Consider the following 15880-nt stretch of genomic DNA (forward strand, 5'->3'; position numbering starts at 1 on the left):
TTGACCGACAGGCAGACCTGTTCGTAAAGCGAACGTCCGCTCCGCATAGTGCACTTGTCCTGTCCAAGTCAAGGTCTGTCTTTTCTTCTAAACCTCTAGTCAAATGTCGTCACTTGATTACACGCGTTGATCGTGCGCGCACGGACCCCTTCCCATGACCGAGGACCCCCCTGTCCGTGTGTGCGGCGCGGGGGAGGAACTCAAGTGACCAGTAGACCCTGGACGTTCAGAGCTGCCGCCATCGGTGTGGCACTCGCCACGGCCTCCGCCACCTTCGCGACGTTCGCCGTCGCGGAGGCGAGCACCACGGCCCGCCCGGCTGCCGCGAACCGGCACGACCCGGCCCCGGTGAAGCAGCAGACGCACGACCTCGACGGCCCCATGAGCAAGACGCAGAAGGCCCAGCGTCAGGAGGCCCTGAACCAGCTCATATCGGGCAAGGTCAAGGCCAAGGACCGCAACGGCTCGAAGGTCGTCCAGCTCAAGAGCAAGAAGGGCGACAGCAAGTACGTCGAGCTGAGCCGCGAGAAGACCGACAAGATCTTCACCATCCTGGTGGAGTTCGGGGACCAGACCGACCCCAAGTTCGGCGGCACTCCCGGCCCGCTGCACAACAAGATCGCCGCGCCGGACCGTAAGAAGGACAACTCGACGGCCTGGCAGAAGGACTACAACCAGAAGCACTACCAGAACCTCTACTTCGGCACCGGTAAGAAGACCGAGTCGCTGAAGAAGTACTACGAGAAGCAGTCCTCGGGCCGCTACTCGGTCGCCGGTGAGGTCTCCGACTGGGTCAAGGTCCCCTACAACGAGGCCCGTTACGGCAACAACGCCTGCGGCTCCACCAACTGCCCGAGCGTGTGGAACGTCGTCAGCGACGGTCTGAACGCCTGGGTCGCCCAGCAGAAGGCGGCCGGCAAGACCGACGCCGCCATCAAGGCGGACCTGGCCAAGTACGACCAGTGGGACCGCTACGACTACGACGGCGACGGCAACTTCAACGAGCCCGACGGCTACGTCGACCACTTCCAGATCGTGCACGCCGGCGAGGACGAGTCCGCGGGCGGCGGCGCGCAGGGCAAGGACGCGATCTGGGCCCACCGCTGGTACGCCTTCGGCACCGACGCCGGCGCCACCGGCCCCGCGGACAACAAGCTCGGCGGTGCGCAGGTCGGCGACACCGGCGTCTGGGTCGGCGACTACACCATCCAGCCGGAGAACGGCGGCCTCGGTGTCTTCGCCCACGAGTACGGCCACGACCTCGGCCTGCCGGACGAGTACGACACCAACGGTGGCGACAACTCCACCGGCTTCTGGACGCTGATGTCCTCCGGCTCCTGGCTGGGCACCGGCAAGGAGGCCATCGGCAACCTGCCCGGCGACATGAACGCCTGGGACAAGCTGCAGCTGGGCTGGCTGAACTACGACTCCGCCAAGGCCGGCGTCTCCTCCTGGCACAAGCTGGGCGTCGCCGAGTACAACACCAAGTACCGCCAGGCGCTGGTCGTCACGCTGCCCACCAAGGCGGTCAAGACCGAGATCGTCACCCCGGCGCAGGGCGCGACCCAGTGGTGGAGCGGCAGCGGTGACAACCTCAAGAACACGCTGACCCGTTCGGTGGACCTGACCGGGAAGACGTCGGCCGCGCTCACCCTCGACGGCTGGTACGACATCGAGAACGGCTACGACTACCTCTACACCGAGGTGTCGACCGACGGTGGCGCCAACTGGACCGCGGTGGACGGCACGGTGGACGGCCAGGCCATCCCGCGCGACGGCTCGGGCAAGCCGACCCTGACCGGCACGGTCGACGGCTACAAGAAGCTGTCGTACTCGCTGGACGCCTACGCGGGCAAGAAGATCGACGTCCGCTTCCGCTATCAGACCGACGGCGGTGTGGCCCAGAAGGGCTTCGCGGCCGACGAGATCACGGTGACCGCGGACGGTACGGCGCTGTTCTCCGACAACGCCGAGACGGCGGACGCCGGTTGGACCGCGACCGGGTTCTCCCGCATCGGCGCGTCCTTCACCAAGGACTACAAGCAGTACTACCTCGCCGAGAACCGCCAGTACGTGTCGTACGACAAGACCCTGAAGGTCGGCCCGTACAACTTCGGCTTCGCGTCGCGTCCGGACTGGGTGGAGCACTACCCGTACCAGAACGGTCTGTTGATCTGGAAGTGGGACACCTCCCAGGCGGACAACAACACCAACGCCAGTGAGCACCCGGGCACCGGTCTGATCCTGCCGGTCGACGCGCACTGGAAGGCGCTGAAGTACTCCGACGGCACGCTGCTGCGCAACCGCATCCAGGCCTTCGACTCGCCGTTCGGCCTCGACGCCACGGACGCCTTCACGCTGCACAAGGCGGACAAGGCGACCAAGATCAAGTCGCAGAAGGGGGTCTCGGTCTTCAACGACCACGCGAGCACCTACTACGACAAGACGAACCCGACCGGCGGCGTCAAGATCACTGACACCAACACCAAGATCAAGATCACGAAGCAGGCCAAGGATGGCTCGACGATCGAGCTGGAAGTCGGCCCCGCGGTGAAGTAGCGGATATTTCCGCAGGTCAGAAGCGTATCGGCGGTGACCCCCTGGCGGGTCGCCGCCGATCGTGTTTAGGTGCGTCCTGTGGCTCGCTTATTGACACCGACCGAAACGGGGATGTGACCGCATGGCCGCAGGAGGCTTCTGCAAACTGCCGAACGGCACGGTGGTGGTGGCGCTGAATCTGCCCAGCCCCGGGCCTGCCGGCGGCTCGACCGGGGTGCGCGTACTGGTCCACGCCCAGAACCGCGCCCGGGCGCTGACCCGCCTGCGCAACCTGGGCCTGCGCGCCGTCTACCTCCGGGGCAACGCCGCGCCCCCGACCCCGGACGAGATCACCGCGGTCCTGCACCACCCCGACGGCCTGATATGGCGCACCGCACCCGACAACGGTGTCATCGTGACGGAGCTGTGGCATCCCATCCGAGCGTTGCTTCGCAGGTCGGCGGTGGTGCAGCAGAGCTGAGGACGGCTCCGCCGGGTGGGCGGGCGACGCCGGCTGCCCTGCCCGGCGTCGGCCCTTACCCGGCGCCGGCTAGCCGCTGACGACCGGCTTGCCCGTGAGTTCCACGCCGGCCTCGCGCAGCTCCTCCAGGGCGCGGTCGGTCGTCTCCCGGGCCACCCCTGCGGTCAGGTCCAGGAGCACCTGGGTGCGGAAGCCCTCCCGGGCGGCGTCCAGGGCCGTGGCGCGTACGCAGTGGTCCGTCGCTATGCCGACCACGTCGACCTCGTCGATGTGGCGCTCCCGGAGCCACTCGGCGAGGCGGACGCCGTTCTCGTCGGTGCCCTCGAAGCCGCTGTAGGCCGCGGAGTACGCGCCCTTCTCGAAGACCGCGTCCACCGCCCCGGAGGCGACCGCCGGGGCGAAGTTCGGGTGGAAGCCCACCCCCTCCGTGCCCGCGACACAGTGCGCGGGCCAGGAGCGGACGAAGTCGGGGTTGTCCGCGAAGTGGCCGCCGGGCGCGATGTGGTGGTCCCGGGTGGCGACCACGTGGCGGTAGCCGGTACCCGCCGCCTGGCCGATCAGCTCGGTGATCGCGGCGGCCACGTCGGCGCCCCCGGCCACCGCGAGGCTGCCCCCTTCGCAGAAGTCGTTCTGCACATCTACGACGATCAACGCGCGACGCATGATGGGTGTCCTTCGACTGAGGGTTAAGTAACTGAGCCTAGAGACTTTGCGGCCCGTTCGGGAGGGGGCATTGACAGGGGGTGGACGGCGGTCGCGCTCTAGCTACCCGAGCGCCCCTGGACGTACTCCGTCGGGATGACGGGTTCCCCGCGGGAGAGCTGTGTAGCGGACAGCGGCAGGTTGGCCCGCGCCGCGATGTGCCGCGCACGGGGCGCGTCGAGCGGCTCGCGGGCGACGACCTCGCCGCCCTTGACCAGCTGCACGAGCAGCTGCTGGTGGGCCAGCTCGGCCGGCACCGGTCCGGTGCCGATCACCTCGGCCTCGGCCACCCCCTCGTCGTCCAGCCGCCGCGCCGCCCACTTGCGTCCGCCGACGGAGGTCTTGCCCCCGGTGGACTTCTTCGCGACCGGCACCAGCGGCGCCGCCGGATCGACGGACTCGGCGCGGGCGACCAGCTTGTAGACCATCGAGCAGGTCGGATGCCCGGAGCCGGTCACCAGCTGGGTGCCGACGCCGTACGCGTCCACCGGCGCCGCGGCCAGCGAGGCGATGGCGTACTCGTCCAGGTCGGAGGTCACGACGATCTTCGTGGCGGTCGCCCCCAGCTCGTCCAGCTGATGACGGACCCGGTGGGCCACCAGGAGCAGGTCGCCGGAGTCGATGCGGACCGCGCCGAGACCGGGCCCGGCCACCTCCACCGCCGTACGGACCGCCTCGGCGACGTCGTAGGTGTCGACCAGCAGGGTGGTGCCCCGGCCGAGGGTGGCCACCTGGGCCTGGAAGGCGTCCCGCTCGTGGTCGTGCAGCAGGGTGAAGGCGTGCGCGGAGGTGCCGACGGTCGGGATGCCGTACCGGAAGCCGGCCGCGAGGTCGGAGGTGGTCGAGAAGCCGCCGACGTACGCCGCCCGGGACGCGGCCACCGCGGCCAGCTCGTGGGTGCGGCGGGCGCCCATCTCGATCAGCGGGCGGTCGCCCGCGGCGGAGGCCATCCGGGAGGCCGCGGCCGCGATCGCCGAGTCGTGGTTGAGGATGGAGAGGATCACGGTCTCCAGCAGCACACACTCGGCGAAGGTGCCCTCGACCCGGACGATCGGCGAGCCGGGGAAGTACACCTCGCCCTCGGGGTAGCCCCAGACGTCACCGCTGAAGCGGTAGTCGGCGAGCCACTTCAGGGTCTCCTCGTCCACGATCTTCCGCTCCCGCAGGAAGCCGAGGACACCCTCGTCGAACCGGAAGTTCTCGACCGCATCCAGGACACGCCCGGTGCCCGCCACCACGCCGTAGCGTCGCCCCTCCGGCAGCCGCCGGGTGAAGACCTCGAACACGCTGCGCCGCTCGGCCGTACCGGCCCGCAGCGCGGCCTGCAGCATCGTCAGCTCGTACTGGTCCGTGAAGAGTGCCGTCGAGGGAACGTCCACCGGCAGCCCAAGGTCCGCTGTGTTCATGGCAATGGATCGTACCCCCATTTCGTCAGTGTGACGATTTGTAGGGCGCGTGGCAGCATGGGGTGTGTGACGTCACCCGCGCCCGTAGAGATCGAACGCACCGAATCGGCGGAGGAGGTCTTCGCCGTACCCGAGCCCGACGTCCCCTGGGTCACGATCGTCCACAACGACCCGGTCAACCTCATGAGCTATGTGACGTACGTCTTCCAGGCGTACTTCGGCTATCCGAAGGACAAGGCCACCAAGCTCATGCTCGACGTCCACCACAAGGGCCGGGCGATCGTCTCCAGCGGTACTCGCGAGGAGATGGAACGCGACGTGCAGGCGATGCACGGCTACGGACTGTGGGCCACCCTCCAGCAGGACCGGAAGTAGCGAATCCTCTTCATGTCCGGACACTTCGAACACATTCCCGGCGGCGGCGCGGCTGTCGCACTCGACGACGTCGAGATCTCCATCATCCGGTCGCTGGCCGTCCAGCTCCTGGAGCTCATCGGCCCGGGGCCCGCCGCGGACGCCCCCGCCGACCCGCTGGCCGAGCTGTTCGCCGAGGGGCCCAGCGAGCCGCCCAGCGACCCCGTCCTGCGCAGGCTCTTCCCGGACGCCTACAGCGACCCGGAGCGGGCGCCCGACTCCCCGGCCGAGGCCGAGGAGTGTCTGGCGCACTCGGCCGAGTTCCGCCGCTACACCGAGAACGACCTCAGGGCCGGCAAGCGGGAGAACGCCCTCGCGGTGATCCGCAGCCTGGACGCGCTGTCCCCGGTGGGTGAGGGCGGGGGCGTCCTCAAGCTGTCCCCCGAGGAGTCGAGGTACTGGCTCGGTGCCCTCAATGACCTGCGCCTGGCGATCGGCGCCCGGCTGGAGATCACCGACGAGGACGACACCGATCTGCTCTACCGGCTCCCGGACGAGGACCCGCGCAAGCCGATGGTGATGGCGTATCTGTGGCTCGGCGGCCTCCAGGAGACGCTCGTGACCACTCTTATGCCGTAACTTGTCCCGATTTCGAGTGGACTTGGCGTTCGCTCAGAGGACGCTCAAATCCGGATAACGATCATGTCACCGTTGCGGCCTGGTTTGCCGCTTTAGGGCGTTCTTTGTCCGCTTCTTCCTGTGCGGTGCGTCACATCGTGCTTCAGTGATCAATATTGCGGCCGTGATAAATCTTCACGACCGCCCGGCCGACACCACCCATGTCCGGCCGGGTGCGCCACCGAGCCGGCGACCGCCGGCCAGGCACGAGCGGGCTCGCGAAACCCGCTCAGCTCCATCAATCCGGGGGGATCGAAACCCGATCCGAGGCCGACGAAAGGCCCGGGTCGGCAATGGAGAAAGGCGCACCACGACATGACCTCTGAGAGGGTCACCGAAGCCCCTGAGGAGGGCTACGAGCGCGGGCTCGGCAGCCGCCAGGTCCAGATGATCGCGATCGGCGGCGCCATCGGCGTCGGTCTGTTCCTCAAGGCCGGGGCCAACATCGAGAAGGCGGGCCCCAGCCTCATCCTGATGTACGCCCTCGCAGGCGTGATCATCTTCTTCATCATGCGAGCCCTGGGCGAGCTGCTGCTCTACCGCCCGGTCTCCGGCTCGTTCGCGGACTACTCCCGCGAGTTCCTCGGCCCGTTCTTCGGCTACTTCACGGCCTGGACGTACTGGCTGATGTGGGTGGTCACCGGCATGGCCGAGCTGACGGCCGCCGCGATCTACATCAACTACTGGTTCCCGTCCGTCCCGCAGTGGGTGACGGCACTCGTCTTCCTGGTGATCCTCTTCGGGGTGAACCTGATCTCCGTGAAGCTCTTCGGTGAGCTGGAGTTCTGGTTCTCGATGGTCAAGGTCACCGCCCTGATCGGCATGATCGTGATCGGCCTCGGTGTGCTCACCTTCGGCTTCAGCGCCGCCGGCGACACCGCGTCCGTCTCCAACCTGTGGCAGTTCGACGGCTTCTTCCCCAAGGGCATCGGCTCCTCGCTGATGACCCTGCAGGGCGTGATGTTCGCCTACCTCGCCGTCGAGCTGGTCGGCGTCACCGCGGGCGAGTCCGAGAACCCGGAGAAGACCCTCCCGAAGGCCATCAACACGCTGCCCTGGCGCATCGGCCTGTTCTACGTCGGTGCCCTCACCGTCATCCTGTGCGTGGTGAAGTGGACCGAGTTCACCGAGGGCGTCAGCCCCTTCGTGAAGGCCTTCGCCATGATCGGCATCCCGGCCGGCGCAGGCATCGTCAACTTCGTGGTGCTCACCGCGGCCCTGTCGTCCTGCAACTCGGGCATGTACTCCACCGGCCGCATGCTGCGCACCCTGGCCGACAACGGCGAGGCCCCGCGGGCCTTCTCGAAGCTGTCGGCGTCCAAGACCCCGGCGCTCGGCATCACCGTCTCGGTGCTGTTCATGGGCATCGGCGTGGTCCTGAACTACGTCGTCCCGGAGAAGGCGTTCGGCTACGTCACCTCCGTCGCCACCGCGGCCGGCATCTGGACCTGGCTGATGATCCTGGTCAGCCACGTCCTGTACCGCCGCGCGGTCGACGCGGGCCGGCTGCCCGCCTCGTCCTTCCCGGCGCCGGGCGGTGCGGTGTGCTCGTACATCGCCATCGCGTTCCTGCTCTTCGTCACCGGCCTGATCGCCTACGACGCCGACTCCCGCGTCTGCCTGTACGTGATGGCGGTCTGGGCGGTCGCGCTCGGCATCGGCTGGCTGTTCCTGAAGAACCGCACGCCGGAGGTCGCCGACCGGCGCGAGCCGGAGCTGGAGCAGGTGGGCTGACCACCGGGGAGACCGTCCCCAGGACGTCCGGCCGCCGGGGGTACTCGTGGCACCCCCGGAGGCTGCCGCTCAGGACGTCCGACATATGGGCCGCCCCGTACCATCCCTCGGTACGGGGCGGCCCATCTGCTTATCCTGACGAACATGCTGACCCTTACCCAGGCCCTCGTCGACCAGATCGTCGCGCACGCGCGCAAGGACCACCCCGACGAGGCGTGCGGCGTCGTCGCGGGCCCGGCCGGTTCGGACCGCCCCGAGCGCTTCATCCCGATGCTGAACGCGGCCATGTCGCCCACGTTCTACGAGTTCGACTCCGGCGACCTCCTCAAGCTCTACCGCGAGCTGGACGACCGGGACGAGGAGCCGGTGGTCATCTACCACTCGCACACGGCGACCGAGGCGTACCCGTCCCGCACCGACATCTCGTACGCGAACGAGCCCGGCGCCCACTACGTCCTGGTGTCCACCGCCGACACCGACGGCCTCGGCGACTTCCAGTTCCGCTCCTACCGCATCGTGGAAGGTGAGGTCACGGAGGAGGAGGTCAAGGTCGTGGAGGCCTACTGATCCCGCGATTCGGTCAGAATTCATCCACCATGCGAGATCACACTCCGGGAGCGGGACCGGGAATCGATACGATGAGCCCATGGTTCTGAACGACGTGAGCGAGAAGACGCCGGGCATCCTGCTCGTGGCGCGGCTGCACGTCGACCTGTGCAGGCTGAACAGCGCCATCTGTTGACGTTCCCCGCCGCCGTACGCTCGTGCCGCGGCGCTCACCCGGTGCCGAAAGCCTGGGGGTCCCAGGCGCGCCCACACCGATTCGACGAACCAACCCTTTCCGACAGGAGCCCGCAACCATGGCCATCGAGGTCCGCATCCCGACCATCCTCCGCCAGTACACCGACGGTCAGAAGGCGGTGGAGGGCAGCGGTGAGACCCTCGCCGACCTGTTCACCGACCTGGAGACCCGGCACGCGGGCATCCAGGCCCGCATCGTGGACAACGGCCAGCTGCGCCGCTTCGTCAACGTGTACCTGAACGACGAGGACGTCCGCTTCGTCGACGGCATCGACACCAAGCTGACCGACGGCGACACCGTGACGATCCTGCCGGCCGTGGCCGGCGGCATGGCCTGAGACCGGCATGCGCTACGACTCCCCGCTGGCCGCGGTGGGCAACACCCCCCTGGTGCGCCTGCCGCGGTTGTCGCCGTCCCCGGACGTCCGTATCTGGGCCAAGCTGGAGGACCGCAACCCGACCGGCTCGGTCAAGGACCGCCCGGCCCTGCACATGATCGAGCAGGCGGAGAAGGACGGCCGGCTCACCCCGGGCTGCACGATCCTGGAGCCGACCTCCGGCAACACGGGCATCTCGCTGGCCATGGCGGCGAAGCTCAAGGGCTACCGCATGGTGTGCGTGATGCCCGAGAACACCTCGCAGGAGCGCCGGGACCTGCTCGGCATGTGGGGCGCCGAGATCATCTCCTCGCCGGCCGCCGGCGGCTCCAACACCGCCGTGCGCGTCGCCAAGGAGCTGGCTGCCGAGCACCCCGACTGGGTGATGCTCTACCAGTACGGCAACCCGGACAACGCGGGCGCCCACTACGCGACGACCGGCCCGGAGATCCTCGCCGACCTCCCCTCCATCACCCACTTCGTCGCGGGCCTCGGCACCACCGGCACCCTGATGGGCGTCGGCCGCTACCTGCGCGAGCACAAGCCGGACGTGAAGATCGTCGCCGCCGAACCGCGCTACGACGACCTGGTCTACGGCCTGCGCAACCTCGACGAGGGCTTCGTACCGGAGCTGTACGACGCCTCCGTGCTCACCACCCGCTTCTCGGTCGGCTCCGCCGACGCGGTCACCCGCACCCGTGAACTCCTGCAGCAGGAGGGCATCTTCGCGGGCGTCTCCACCGGCGCCGCCCTGCACGCGGCGATCGGCGTCGGCCGGAAGGCGGTGAAGGCCGGCGAGAGCGCCGACATCGTCTTCATCGTGGCCGACGGCGGCTGGAAGTACCTCTCCACCGGCGTCTACACGGCGGCCACCACCGAGGAGGCCATCGAGACGCTCCAGGGCCAGCTCTGGGCGTAACCCGCCTCAAGCGCACGCCAGCCCCCTCCTATGAGGGGGCCAATCCCATCCTATGGAGGGGCAAAGAATTCCCTCCGGTACTGCCGGTGACTCTCGGGCCAGGGCTACGGTCCTCCCGCACCCTGTCATGTCACGCTCATTCGACATGCGGGGCGTCTGAAGTGTCATGCTCATGACTGCGCGGTACTGCCGCCGCTACGCGCGTCACGGGCCTGCCCACCCAGTGCGAGAAACCCCACTTCCCCATGGAGGCAGTACCCCATGCGTGAGTCACGCCCGAGCGGGCGGAGGAGTCTGCGAAGACTCGTCTCCGTCGCCCTCCCCACCCTCGCCCTGACCGTCGCCGGACTGGCCGCGGCGCCGGTGGCCGGGGCCCAGGCCACCGCCGCTCCCGCGCCCCACAGCTCCAGGGCCGCGCAGAACGCCAAGGCTCTGACCGCCCCTGAGCGCCAGATCTTCCACTCGACCGGCAAGGCCGGGCAGAAGGTCCCCACGGCCCATCTGTGCGCCACCGCCAAGCCGGGCCTCGCGTCCTGCTTCGCCCAGCGCCGCACCGACATCAAGCAGCGGCTCGCCTCGGCGCTCGCCGCCGCCGCGCCCTCCGGCCTCTCCCCGGCCAATCTGCACAGCGCCTACAACCTGCCCTCGACGGGCGGCTCCGGCCTGACCGTTGCCATCGTCGACGCCTACAACGACCCCAACGCCGAGTCGGACCTGGCCACTTACCGCTCCACCTACGGCCTCTCCGCGTGCACCAAGGCCAACGGCTGCTTCAAGCAGGTCAGCCAGACCGGCTCCACCACCTCGCTGCCGACCAACGACACCGGCTGGGCCGGTGAAGAGGCGCTCGACCTCGACATGGTCAGCGCGGTCTGCCCGAACTGCAGCATCGACCTGGTCGAGGCCGACTCCGCGAACGACACCGACCTCGGCATCGCCGAGAACGAGGCCGTCACGCTGGGCGCCAAGGTCGTCTCCAACAGCTGGGGCGGATCCGAGTCCTCCTCCCAGACCAGCGAGGACACCCAGTACTTCAAGCACCCGGGCGTCGCCATCACCGTCTCCTCCGGTGACTCCGCCTACGGCGCCGAGTACCCGGCGACCTCCCAGTACGTGACCGCCGTCGGCGGCACCGCGCTCACCACCGCCTCCAACTCCCGTGGCTGGAGCGAGTCGGTGTGGCACACCAGCTCCACCGAGGGCACCGGCTCCGGCTGCTCGGCGTACGACCCGAAGCCGAGCTGGCAGACCGACAGCGGCTGCTCCAAGCGCATGGAGGCCGACGTCTCCGCGGTCGCCGACCCGGCCACCGGCGTGGCGGTCTACGACACCTACGGCGGCTCCGGCTGGGCGGTCTACGGCGGCACCAGCGCCTCCGCCCCGATCGTCGCCGGCGTCTACGCCCTCGCGGGCACCCCGGGCTCCAGCGACTACCCGGCGAAGTACCCGTACTCCCACACGAGCAACCTGTACGACGTGACCAGCGGCAGCAACGGCTCCTGCTCCACCTCGTACTTCTGCACCGCGGGCACCGGCTACGACGGCCCGACCGGCTGGGGCACCCCGAACGGCACCACCGCCTTCACCGCCGGCACCAGCACCGGCAACACGGTGTCCGTCACCAACCCGGGCAGCCAGTCGACCACCACCGGCGGCTCGGCCAGCCTGCAGATCCACGCCACCGACAGCGCGGGCGCGACCCTGACCTACAGCGCCTCCGGCCTGCCGACCGGCCTGTCCATCAACAGCTCCTCCGGCCTGATCTCCGGTACGGCGTCCACCGCGGGCACCTACCAGGTCACGGTCACCGCGACCGACTCCACCGGCGCCTCCGGCTCGACCTCCTTCACCTGGACGGTCGGCTCCTCCGGCGGCACCTGCACCTCGGCCCAGCTGCTCGGCAACGCGGGCTTCGAGTCGGGCAACACCACCTGGACCGCGAGCAGCGGCGTCATCACCAACGACTCCGGTGAGGCCGCGCACGGCGGTTCCTACAAGGCCTGGCTCGACGGTTACGGCTCCTCGCACACCGACACGCTGTCCCAGTCGGTGACCGTCCCGTCCGGCTGCAAGGCCAGCTTCACCTTCTACCTGCACATCGACACCGCGGAGACCACCAGCAGCACCGCGTACGACAAGCTGACGGTGACCGCCGGTTCGACGACCCTGGCGACCTACTCGAACCTCAACGCCGCCTCCGGGTACGCGCAGAAGACCTTCGACCTGTCCTCGTTCGCGGGCCAGACGGTCACCCTGAAGTTCAGCGGGGTGGAGGACTCCTCCCTGCAGACCAGCTTCGTCGTGGACGACACCGCCCTGACGACCGGCTGATCCGTACGGCAATCGGATCCCGTACCCGGAAGAAAGCGTTCCGGGTGCGGGATCCGTCCGTGCCGGTGGTACGTCTCATCTGCACCAGGAGACCGGCAGGCCGGCCGGCCACGGCAGAAAGGCGGAACCCCATGCGCCGTACGACGACCGTCGCCCTCGCGGCGGCAGCGCTGCTGCTCGCGGGCTGCGGCTCCCAGAGCGGCGGGGACACCGGCAGCGGCAGCGGCGACAACGGCAAGGTGTCGCCCTCGGCGTCCGCCCCGTCGTCCGGCCGTGGCTGTGTCACCCACGTGGAGCTGACCGCCGCCGACAACGGCCGTGCCGTCTGCCTGGCCAAGGGCGGCGAGCTGCGGCTCACCCTCGACGGGACCAGGAGCCGCCCCTGGAAGCCGGTCGCGGCGAGCGGCACCGCCCTGAAGGCGATCAACGCGGGCTTCGTCCTCCAGCCGGGCGACGCGAGCGCCGCCTACCAGGCGGTGGCGGCCGGAAAGACCGAACTGACGTCCTCCCGCCCGCTGTGCCCCGAGCCCACGGCCCCCGGCCAGGTCTCCTGCAAGGGCATCGAGGAGTGGAAGGTGACTGTGACGGTGAGCTAGCCGGCGAGGTGCCTGACCTGGTCCCACAGGACCGGGTCGACCACGCCCACCCGGCGGCGGAAGTCCCACACCGGGACCTCCCGCAGCTCGTCCGTCTGCAGGAAGCTGGGCCGGCCGTGGGCGTCGCCGACCGAGCCGGGCGGCAGCGGGATCACTCCGGCGCGCTCGTCGTGGTACTTGCTGGTGATCTTCGCGACCGTGGCCCGGTTGCCGCGCACGGACAGCACCAGACAGGGCCGGTCCTTCGCCCTCCCGTCGCCCGCCACCGCCCTGTCCGACGCGCTGCGCGCGGCCCCTTTTGACTCTGCGCGGTCCTCGTAGGGCACGTTCGCCCACCAGATGTCCCCCGGGTGCGGACGCGTCGTCACCCGGGCCCGGCCGCCGGGGCGCCCGGGCGGCCGCAGCCGGCGCCCGCCGGGCCGGCGGCCCCGGCCCCAGCCGTCGACGAGCGTGGCGACCAGCGCGAGCAGTACCACCGCCGCGAGCGCCAGCCACCATGACGTGTCCATACGGACGACGTTACCGGCGTGCGCTCGGCGGCGCGCGCCCTCTTGTGAGCTACCTGCGCCCCCGGTCCAGCCGAACCGGTGACACCACAGGTGAGTTCGCCCACAACGGCCCCTGGCGGAGGAGCGACCGGCCCTTTTGCGCCTTACGCTCAACAAACCGCACGACACCCTTCTGTCCTCTTCCCGACCCCTCTCCCCGCACCCCGCCCATCGGTTTCCGCCAACGGAGGTTTCTGCTTCATGAAGCTCACCGTCGTCGGCTGCTCGGGGTCGTTCCCGTCCGCGGAATCGGCCTGCTCGAGCTACCTCGTCGAGGCCGACGGCTTCCGGCTGCTGCTCGACATGGGCAATGGCGCCCTCGGCGAGTTGCAGCGCCACTGCGGTCTCTACGACCTCGACGCCATCTTCCTGAGCCATCTGCACGCCGATCACTGCATCGACATGTGCGCGTACTTCGTCGCGCGCTACTACCGTCACGACGGCGGCCGCTGCGACCCGATCCCGGTCTACGGCCCCGAGGGCACCGAGCACCGTCTGACCACGGCGTACGCCGACACCCCCTCCGCCTCCTCCATGAGCGAGGTCTTCGACTTCCACACGGTCAAGCCGTCCACGTTCGAGATCGGCCCGTTCACCGTGCACACCGAGCGGGTCCGCCACCCCGTGGAGGCGTACGCCATCCGTATCGAGCACGGCGGAAGGTCCCTGACGTACTCCGGCGACTCGGGCGTCAGTGAGGCGCTGGACGAGCTGGCCCGGGACACCGACCTGTTCCTGTGCGAGGCAGCGTTCACGCACGGCAAGGAGAGCATCCCCGACCTGCACCTCAACGGCCGTGAGGCGGGTGAGGCGGCGGCCCGCGCGGGCGCCCGCCGCCTGGTCCTCACCCACATCCCGCCGTGGACGGATCCGCAGGTCAACCTCGCGGACGCGCGCGAGGTCTTCGCGGGGCCGGTGGAGCTGGCCGCGCCGCGGGTCACGTACGAGATCTGACCCCACCCCCGGACACACGGGAAGGCCCCCGGAGCCGTACTGGCTCCGGGGGCCTTCAGCGTGTGCGGGGCCGGCCTACTTGGCCTCGGCCTTCTGCAGTTCGGCGAGTTCCTCGTCGGACTCGCGGCCCGGCGTGGGCAGGTTGAACTTGATGATCGCGAAGCGGAAGACCACGTAGTAGACGGCCGCGAAGCACAGGCCGACCACGACCAGCCCCAGGGGGTTGCTCGCGATGCCGAAGTTCAGACCGAAGTCGACCGCGCCGGCCGAGAAGCCGAAGCCGTCCCGCATGCCCAGCGACCAGGTGAGCGCCATGGAGACGCCGGTGAGAACCGCGTGGATGGCGTACAGGACCGGCGCGATGAACATGAAGGTGAACTCGATCGGCTCGGTGACGCCGGTGACGAAGCTGGTCAGCGCGAGCGAGAACATCATGCCGCCGACCACCTTGCGGCGCTCCGGGCGGGCGCAGTGCACGATGGCGAGGCAGGCGGCCGGGAGGCCGAACATCATGATCGGGAAGAAGCCGGTCATGAACTGGCCCGCGTGCGGGTCACCGGCCAGGAAGCGCGCGATGTCGCCGCTCTTGCCGTGGTAGTCGCCCGCCTGGAACCACGGGAAGGAGTTCAGCAGGTGGTGCATGCCGATCGGGATCAGCGCACGGTTGGCGACACCGAAGATGCCCGCGCCGACCGCGCCCGAGCCCACCAGCCACTCACCGAAGTTGTGCAGGCCCGTGCCGAGGACCGGCCAGATGTAGCCGAAGACGATGCCGATGAGCAGGCCCGCGAAGGCGGACAGGATCGGGACGAGGCGGCGGCCGCCGAAGAAGCCCGCCCAGTCGGGCAGCTTGGTGCGGTAGAAGCGCTGGTACAGCAGGGCCACGACGATGCCCATCACCACGCCGCCGAGGACCTTCGCGTCGACCGGGGCGTTCACCATCTGGACCTTGCCGTCGACGACCGTCGCGATCTTCGGCAGGTTCTTGTCGGTGAACGTGCCGAGCACGTTCTTGAAGACCAGGTAGCCGACCACCGCGGCGAGCGCCGTCGAGCCGTCCGACTTCTTCGCGAAGCCGATCGCGATGCCCACGGCGAACAGCAGTGCCATGTTGTCGAGGATCGCGTTGCCGCCGGCCGCCATGAAGGAGGCGATCTTCGTGAGGAATGCCGGGTAGTTCGGGTCGCCCAGCATGTCCGTGTTGCCCAGACGCACCAGGAGGGCGGCGGCGGGCAGGACCGCCACCGGCAGCATCAGGGAGCGGCCGATGCGCTGCAGCACAGCCATCGCCCCGACACCCTTCTTCTTCTCCGCCGCGGGAGCGGCGCTGGCCGTGGTCACAAGTTCCTCCAGGAGGGCAAGGCGCCGCCCGGGAACCATGGAAGGGGACGGCAGCGTCTGTGGTCTACACCACTTAGTGGTGTAGACCTGTTGTACACGATGAAGGCGGTATAAGGAACC

General features: G+C 69.1%; 16 protein-coding genes. 12 read left to right on the plus strand and 4 right to left on the minus strand.

Going from position 1 to position 15880, the window contains the following annotated elements; genetic code table 11:
• The first annotated feature begins 204 nt into the window (after positions 1-204).
• Together ACIRVH_RS36970 and ACIRVH_RS36975 are read left to right on the plus strand one after the other, a co-directional pair.
• Positions 205-2559 carry an immune inhibitor A domain-containing protein gene (locus ACIRVH_RS36970; protein WP_403962966.1) on the plus strand — a complete coding sequence of 785 codons (2355 nt, stop codon included), beginning with the start codon at positions 205-207 and terminating at the stop codon, positions 2557-2559.
• 121 nt (positions 2560-2680) lie between these two features.
• Positions 2681-3019 (plus strand): hypothetical protein, encoded by a 339-nt coding sequence (locus tag ACIRVH_RS36975; RefSeq protein ID WP_403962969.1) that lies wholly within the window; start codon positions 2681-2683, stop codon positions 3017-3019.
• Between the two features lie 69 nt (positions 3020-3088).
• Here the strand turns inward: ACIRVH_RS36975 and ACIRVH_RS36980 are convergent, their stop codons facing one another.
• Positions 3089-3682, minus strand: a complete 594-nt coding sequence (locus tag ACIRVH_RS36980; protein ID WP_403962972.1) for a nicotinamidase — start codon at positions 3680-3682, stop codon at positions 3089-3091.
• Between the two features lie 98 nt (positions 3683-3780).
• Entirely contained in the window at positions 3781-5127 is a 1347-nt protein-coding gene (locus ACIRVH_RS36985; protein ID WP_403962975.1) for a nicotinate phosphoribosyltransferase, read from the minus strand.
• Positions 5128-5184: 57 nt separating this feature from the next.
• Between ACIRVH_RS36985 and clpS the strand changes: the two genes are divergently transcribed.
• The 9 genes from clpS (at position 5185) to ACIRVH_RS37030 (ending at position 12917) form a co-directional block, all read left to right on the plus strand.
• Positions 5185-5502, plus strand: a complete 318-nt coding sequence (gene clpS, locus ACIRVH_RS36990; protein WP_403962977.1) for an ATP-dependent Clp protease adapter ClpS — start codon at positions 5185-5187, stop codon at positions 5500-5502.
• 12 nt (positions 5503-5514) lie between these two features.
• A complete protein-coding gene (locus ACIRVH_RS36995; protein ID WP_403962980.1) occupies positions 5515-6120 on the plus strand; it encodes a DUF2017 domain-containing protein in 606 nt (201 codons plus the stop codon).
• A 354-nt stretch (positions 6121-6474) separates the two neighbouring features.
• Complete coding sequence (locus ACIRVH_RS37000; protein WP_403962983.1) at positions 6475-7893, plus strand: amino acid permease; 1419 nt, start codon at positions 6475-6477, stop codon at positions 7891-7893.
• Between the two features lie 144 nt (positions 7894-8037).
• Positions 8038-8460, plus strand: coding sequence for a Mov34/MPN/PAD-1 family protein (locus tag ACIRVH_RS37005; RefSeq protein ID WP_403962986.1), 423 nt, complete (start codon positions 8038-8040; stop codon positions 8458-8460).
• Positions 8461-8539: 79 nt separating this feature from the next.
• The gene (locus tag ACIRVH_RS37010; protein ID WP_020940333.1) at positions 8540-8635 is read left to right on the plus strand and encodes a putative leader peptide; all 96 of its coding nucleotides are present in this window, start codon (positions 8540-8542) and stop codon (positions 8633-8635) included.
• A 118-nt stretch (positions 8636-8753) separates the two neighbouring features.
• Entirely contained in the window at positions 8754-9032 is a 279-nt protein-coding gene (locus ACIRVH_RS37015) for a MoaD/ThiS family protein (protein ID WP_145882527.1), read from the plus strand.
• A 7-nt stretch (positions 9033-9039) separates the two neighbouring features.
• Positions 9040-9990 carry a PLP-dependent cysteine synthase family protein gene (locus tag ACIRVH_RS37020; protein ID WP_386580928.1) on the plus strand — a complete coding sequence of 317 codons (951 nt, stop codon included), beginning with the start codon at positions 9040-9042 and terminating at the stop codon, positions 9988-9990.
• A gap of 261 nt (positions 9991-10251) precedes the next feature.
• Positions 10252-12321 carry a putative Ig domain-containing protein gene (locus ACIRVH_RS37025; RefSeq protein WP_403962991.1) on the plus strand — a complete coding sequence of 690 codons (2070 nt, stop codon included), beginning with the start codon at positions 10252-10254 and terminating at the stop codon, positions 12319-12321.
• 131 nt (positions 12322-12452) lie between these two features.
• The gene (locus ACIRVH_RS37030; RefSeq protein WP_403962994.1) at positions 12453-12917 is read left to right on the plus strand and encodes a hypothetical protein; all 465 of its coding nucleotides are present in this window, start codon (positions 12453-12455) and stop codon (positions 12915-12917) included.
• Here the strand turns inward: ACIRVH_RS37030 and ACIRVH_RS37035 are convergent.
• Positions 12914-13426, minus strand: coding sequence for a type II toxin-antitoxin system PemK/MazF family toxin (locus tag ACIRVH_RS37035; RefSeq protein WP_403962996.1), 513 nt, complete (start codon positions 13424-13426; stop codon positions 12914-12916). The genes ACIRVH_RS37030 and ACIRVH_RS37035 overlap by 4 nt on opposite strands.
• A gap of 240 nt (positions 13427-13666) precedes the next feature.
• Between ACIRVH_RS37035 and ACIRVH_RS37040 the strand changes: the two genes are divergently transcribed.
• Entirely contained in the window at positions 13667-14419 is a 753-nt protein-coding gene (locus tag ACIRVH_RS37040) for an MBL fold metallo-hydrolase (RefSeq protein WP_403962999.1), read from the plus strand.
• A 75-nt stretch (positions 14420-14494) separates the two neighbouring features.
• Here the strand turns inward: ACIRVH_RS37040 and ACIRVH_RS37045 are convergent, their stop codons facing one another.
• Positions 14495-15760 carry a PTS transporter subunit EIIC gene (locus ACIRVH_RS37045; protein WP_403963001.1) on the minus strand — a complete coding sequence of 422 codons (1266 nt, stop codon included), beginning with the start codon at positions 15758-15760 and terminating at the stop codon, positions 14495-14497.
• Positions 15761-15880 lie beyond the last annotated feature (120 nt).

The organism is Streptomyces sp. NPDC101165, assembly GCF_044768135.1.
Lineage (GTDB): Bacteria > Actinomycetota > Actinomycetes > Streptomycetales > Streptomycetaceae > Streptomyces.

Bases quoted from the DNA above. Each gene is read 5' to 3' on its own strand.
- ACIRVH_RS37035 (WP_403962996.1), bottom strand. From the start codon at position 13,426: ATGGACACGTCATGGTGGCTGGCGCTCGCGGCGGTGGTACTGCTCGCG.
- ACIRVH_RS36995 (WP_403962980.1), top strand. From the start codon at position 5,515: ATGTCCGGACACTTCGAACACATTCCCGGCGGCGGCGCGGCTGTCGCA.
- ACIRVH_RS37005 (WP_403962986.1), top strand. From the start codon at position 8,038: ATGCTGACCCTTACCCAGGCCCTCGTCGACCAGATCGTCGCGCACGCG.
- ACIRVH_RS37015 (WP_145882527.1), top strand. From the start codon at position 8,754: ATGGCCATCGAGGTCCGCATCCCGACCATCCTCCGCCAGTACACCGAC.
- ACIRVH_RS36975 (WP_403962969.1), top strand. From the start codon at position 2,681: ATGGCCGCAGGAGGCTTCTGCAAACTGCCGAACGGCACGGTGGTGGTG.
- ACIRVH_RS37000 (WP_403962983.1), top strand. From the start codon at position 6,475: ATGACCTCTGAGAGGGTCACCGAAGCCCCTGAGGAGGGCTACGAGCGC.
- ACIRVH_RS37040 (WP_403962999.1), top strand. From the start codon at position 13,667: ATGAAGCTCACCGTCGTCGGCTGCTCGGGGTCGTTCCCGTCCGCGGAA.
- ACIRVH_RS37020 (WP_386580928.1), top strand. From the start codon at position 9,040: ATGCGCTACGACTCCCCGCTGGCCGCGGTGGGCAACACCCCCCTGGTG.
- clpS (WP_403962977.1), top strand. From the start codon at position 5,185: ATGGGGTGTGTGACGTCACCCGCGCCCGTAGAGATCGAACGCACCGAA.
- ACIRVH_RS36985 (WP_403962975.1), bottom strand. From the start codon at position 5,127: ATGAACACAGCGGACCTTGGGCTGCCGGTGGACGTTCCCTCGACGGCA.
- ACIRVH_RS36980 (WP_403962972.1), bottom strand. From the start codon at position 3,682: ATGCGTCGCGCGTTGATCGTCGTAGATGTGCAGAACGACTTCTGCGAA.
- ACIRVH_RS37025 (WP_403962991.1), top strand. From the start codon at position 10,252: ATGCGTGAGTCACGCCCGAGCGGGCGGAGGAGTCTGCGAAGACTCGTC.
- ACIRVH_RS37010 (WP_020940333.1), top strand. From the start codon at position 8,540: ATGGTTCTGAACGACGTGAGCGAGAAGACGCCGGGCATCCTGCTCGTG.
- ACIRVH_RS37030 (WP_403962994.1), top strand. From the start codon at position 12,453: ATGCGCCGTACGACGACCGTCGCCCTCGCGGCGGCAGCGCTGCTGCTC.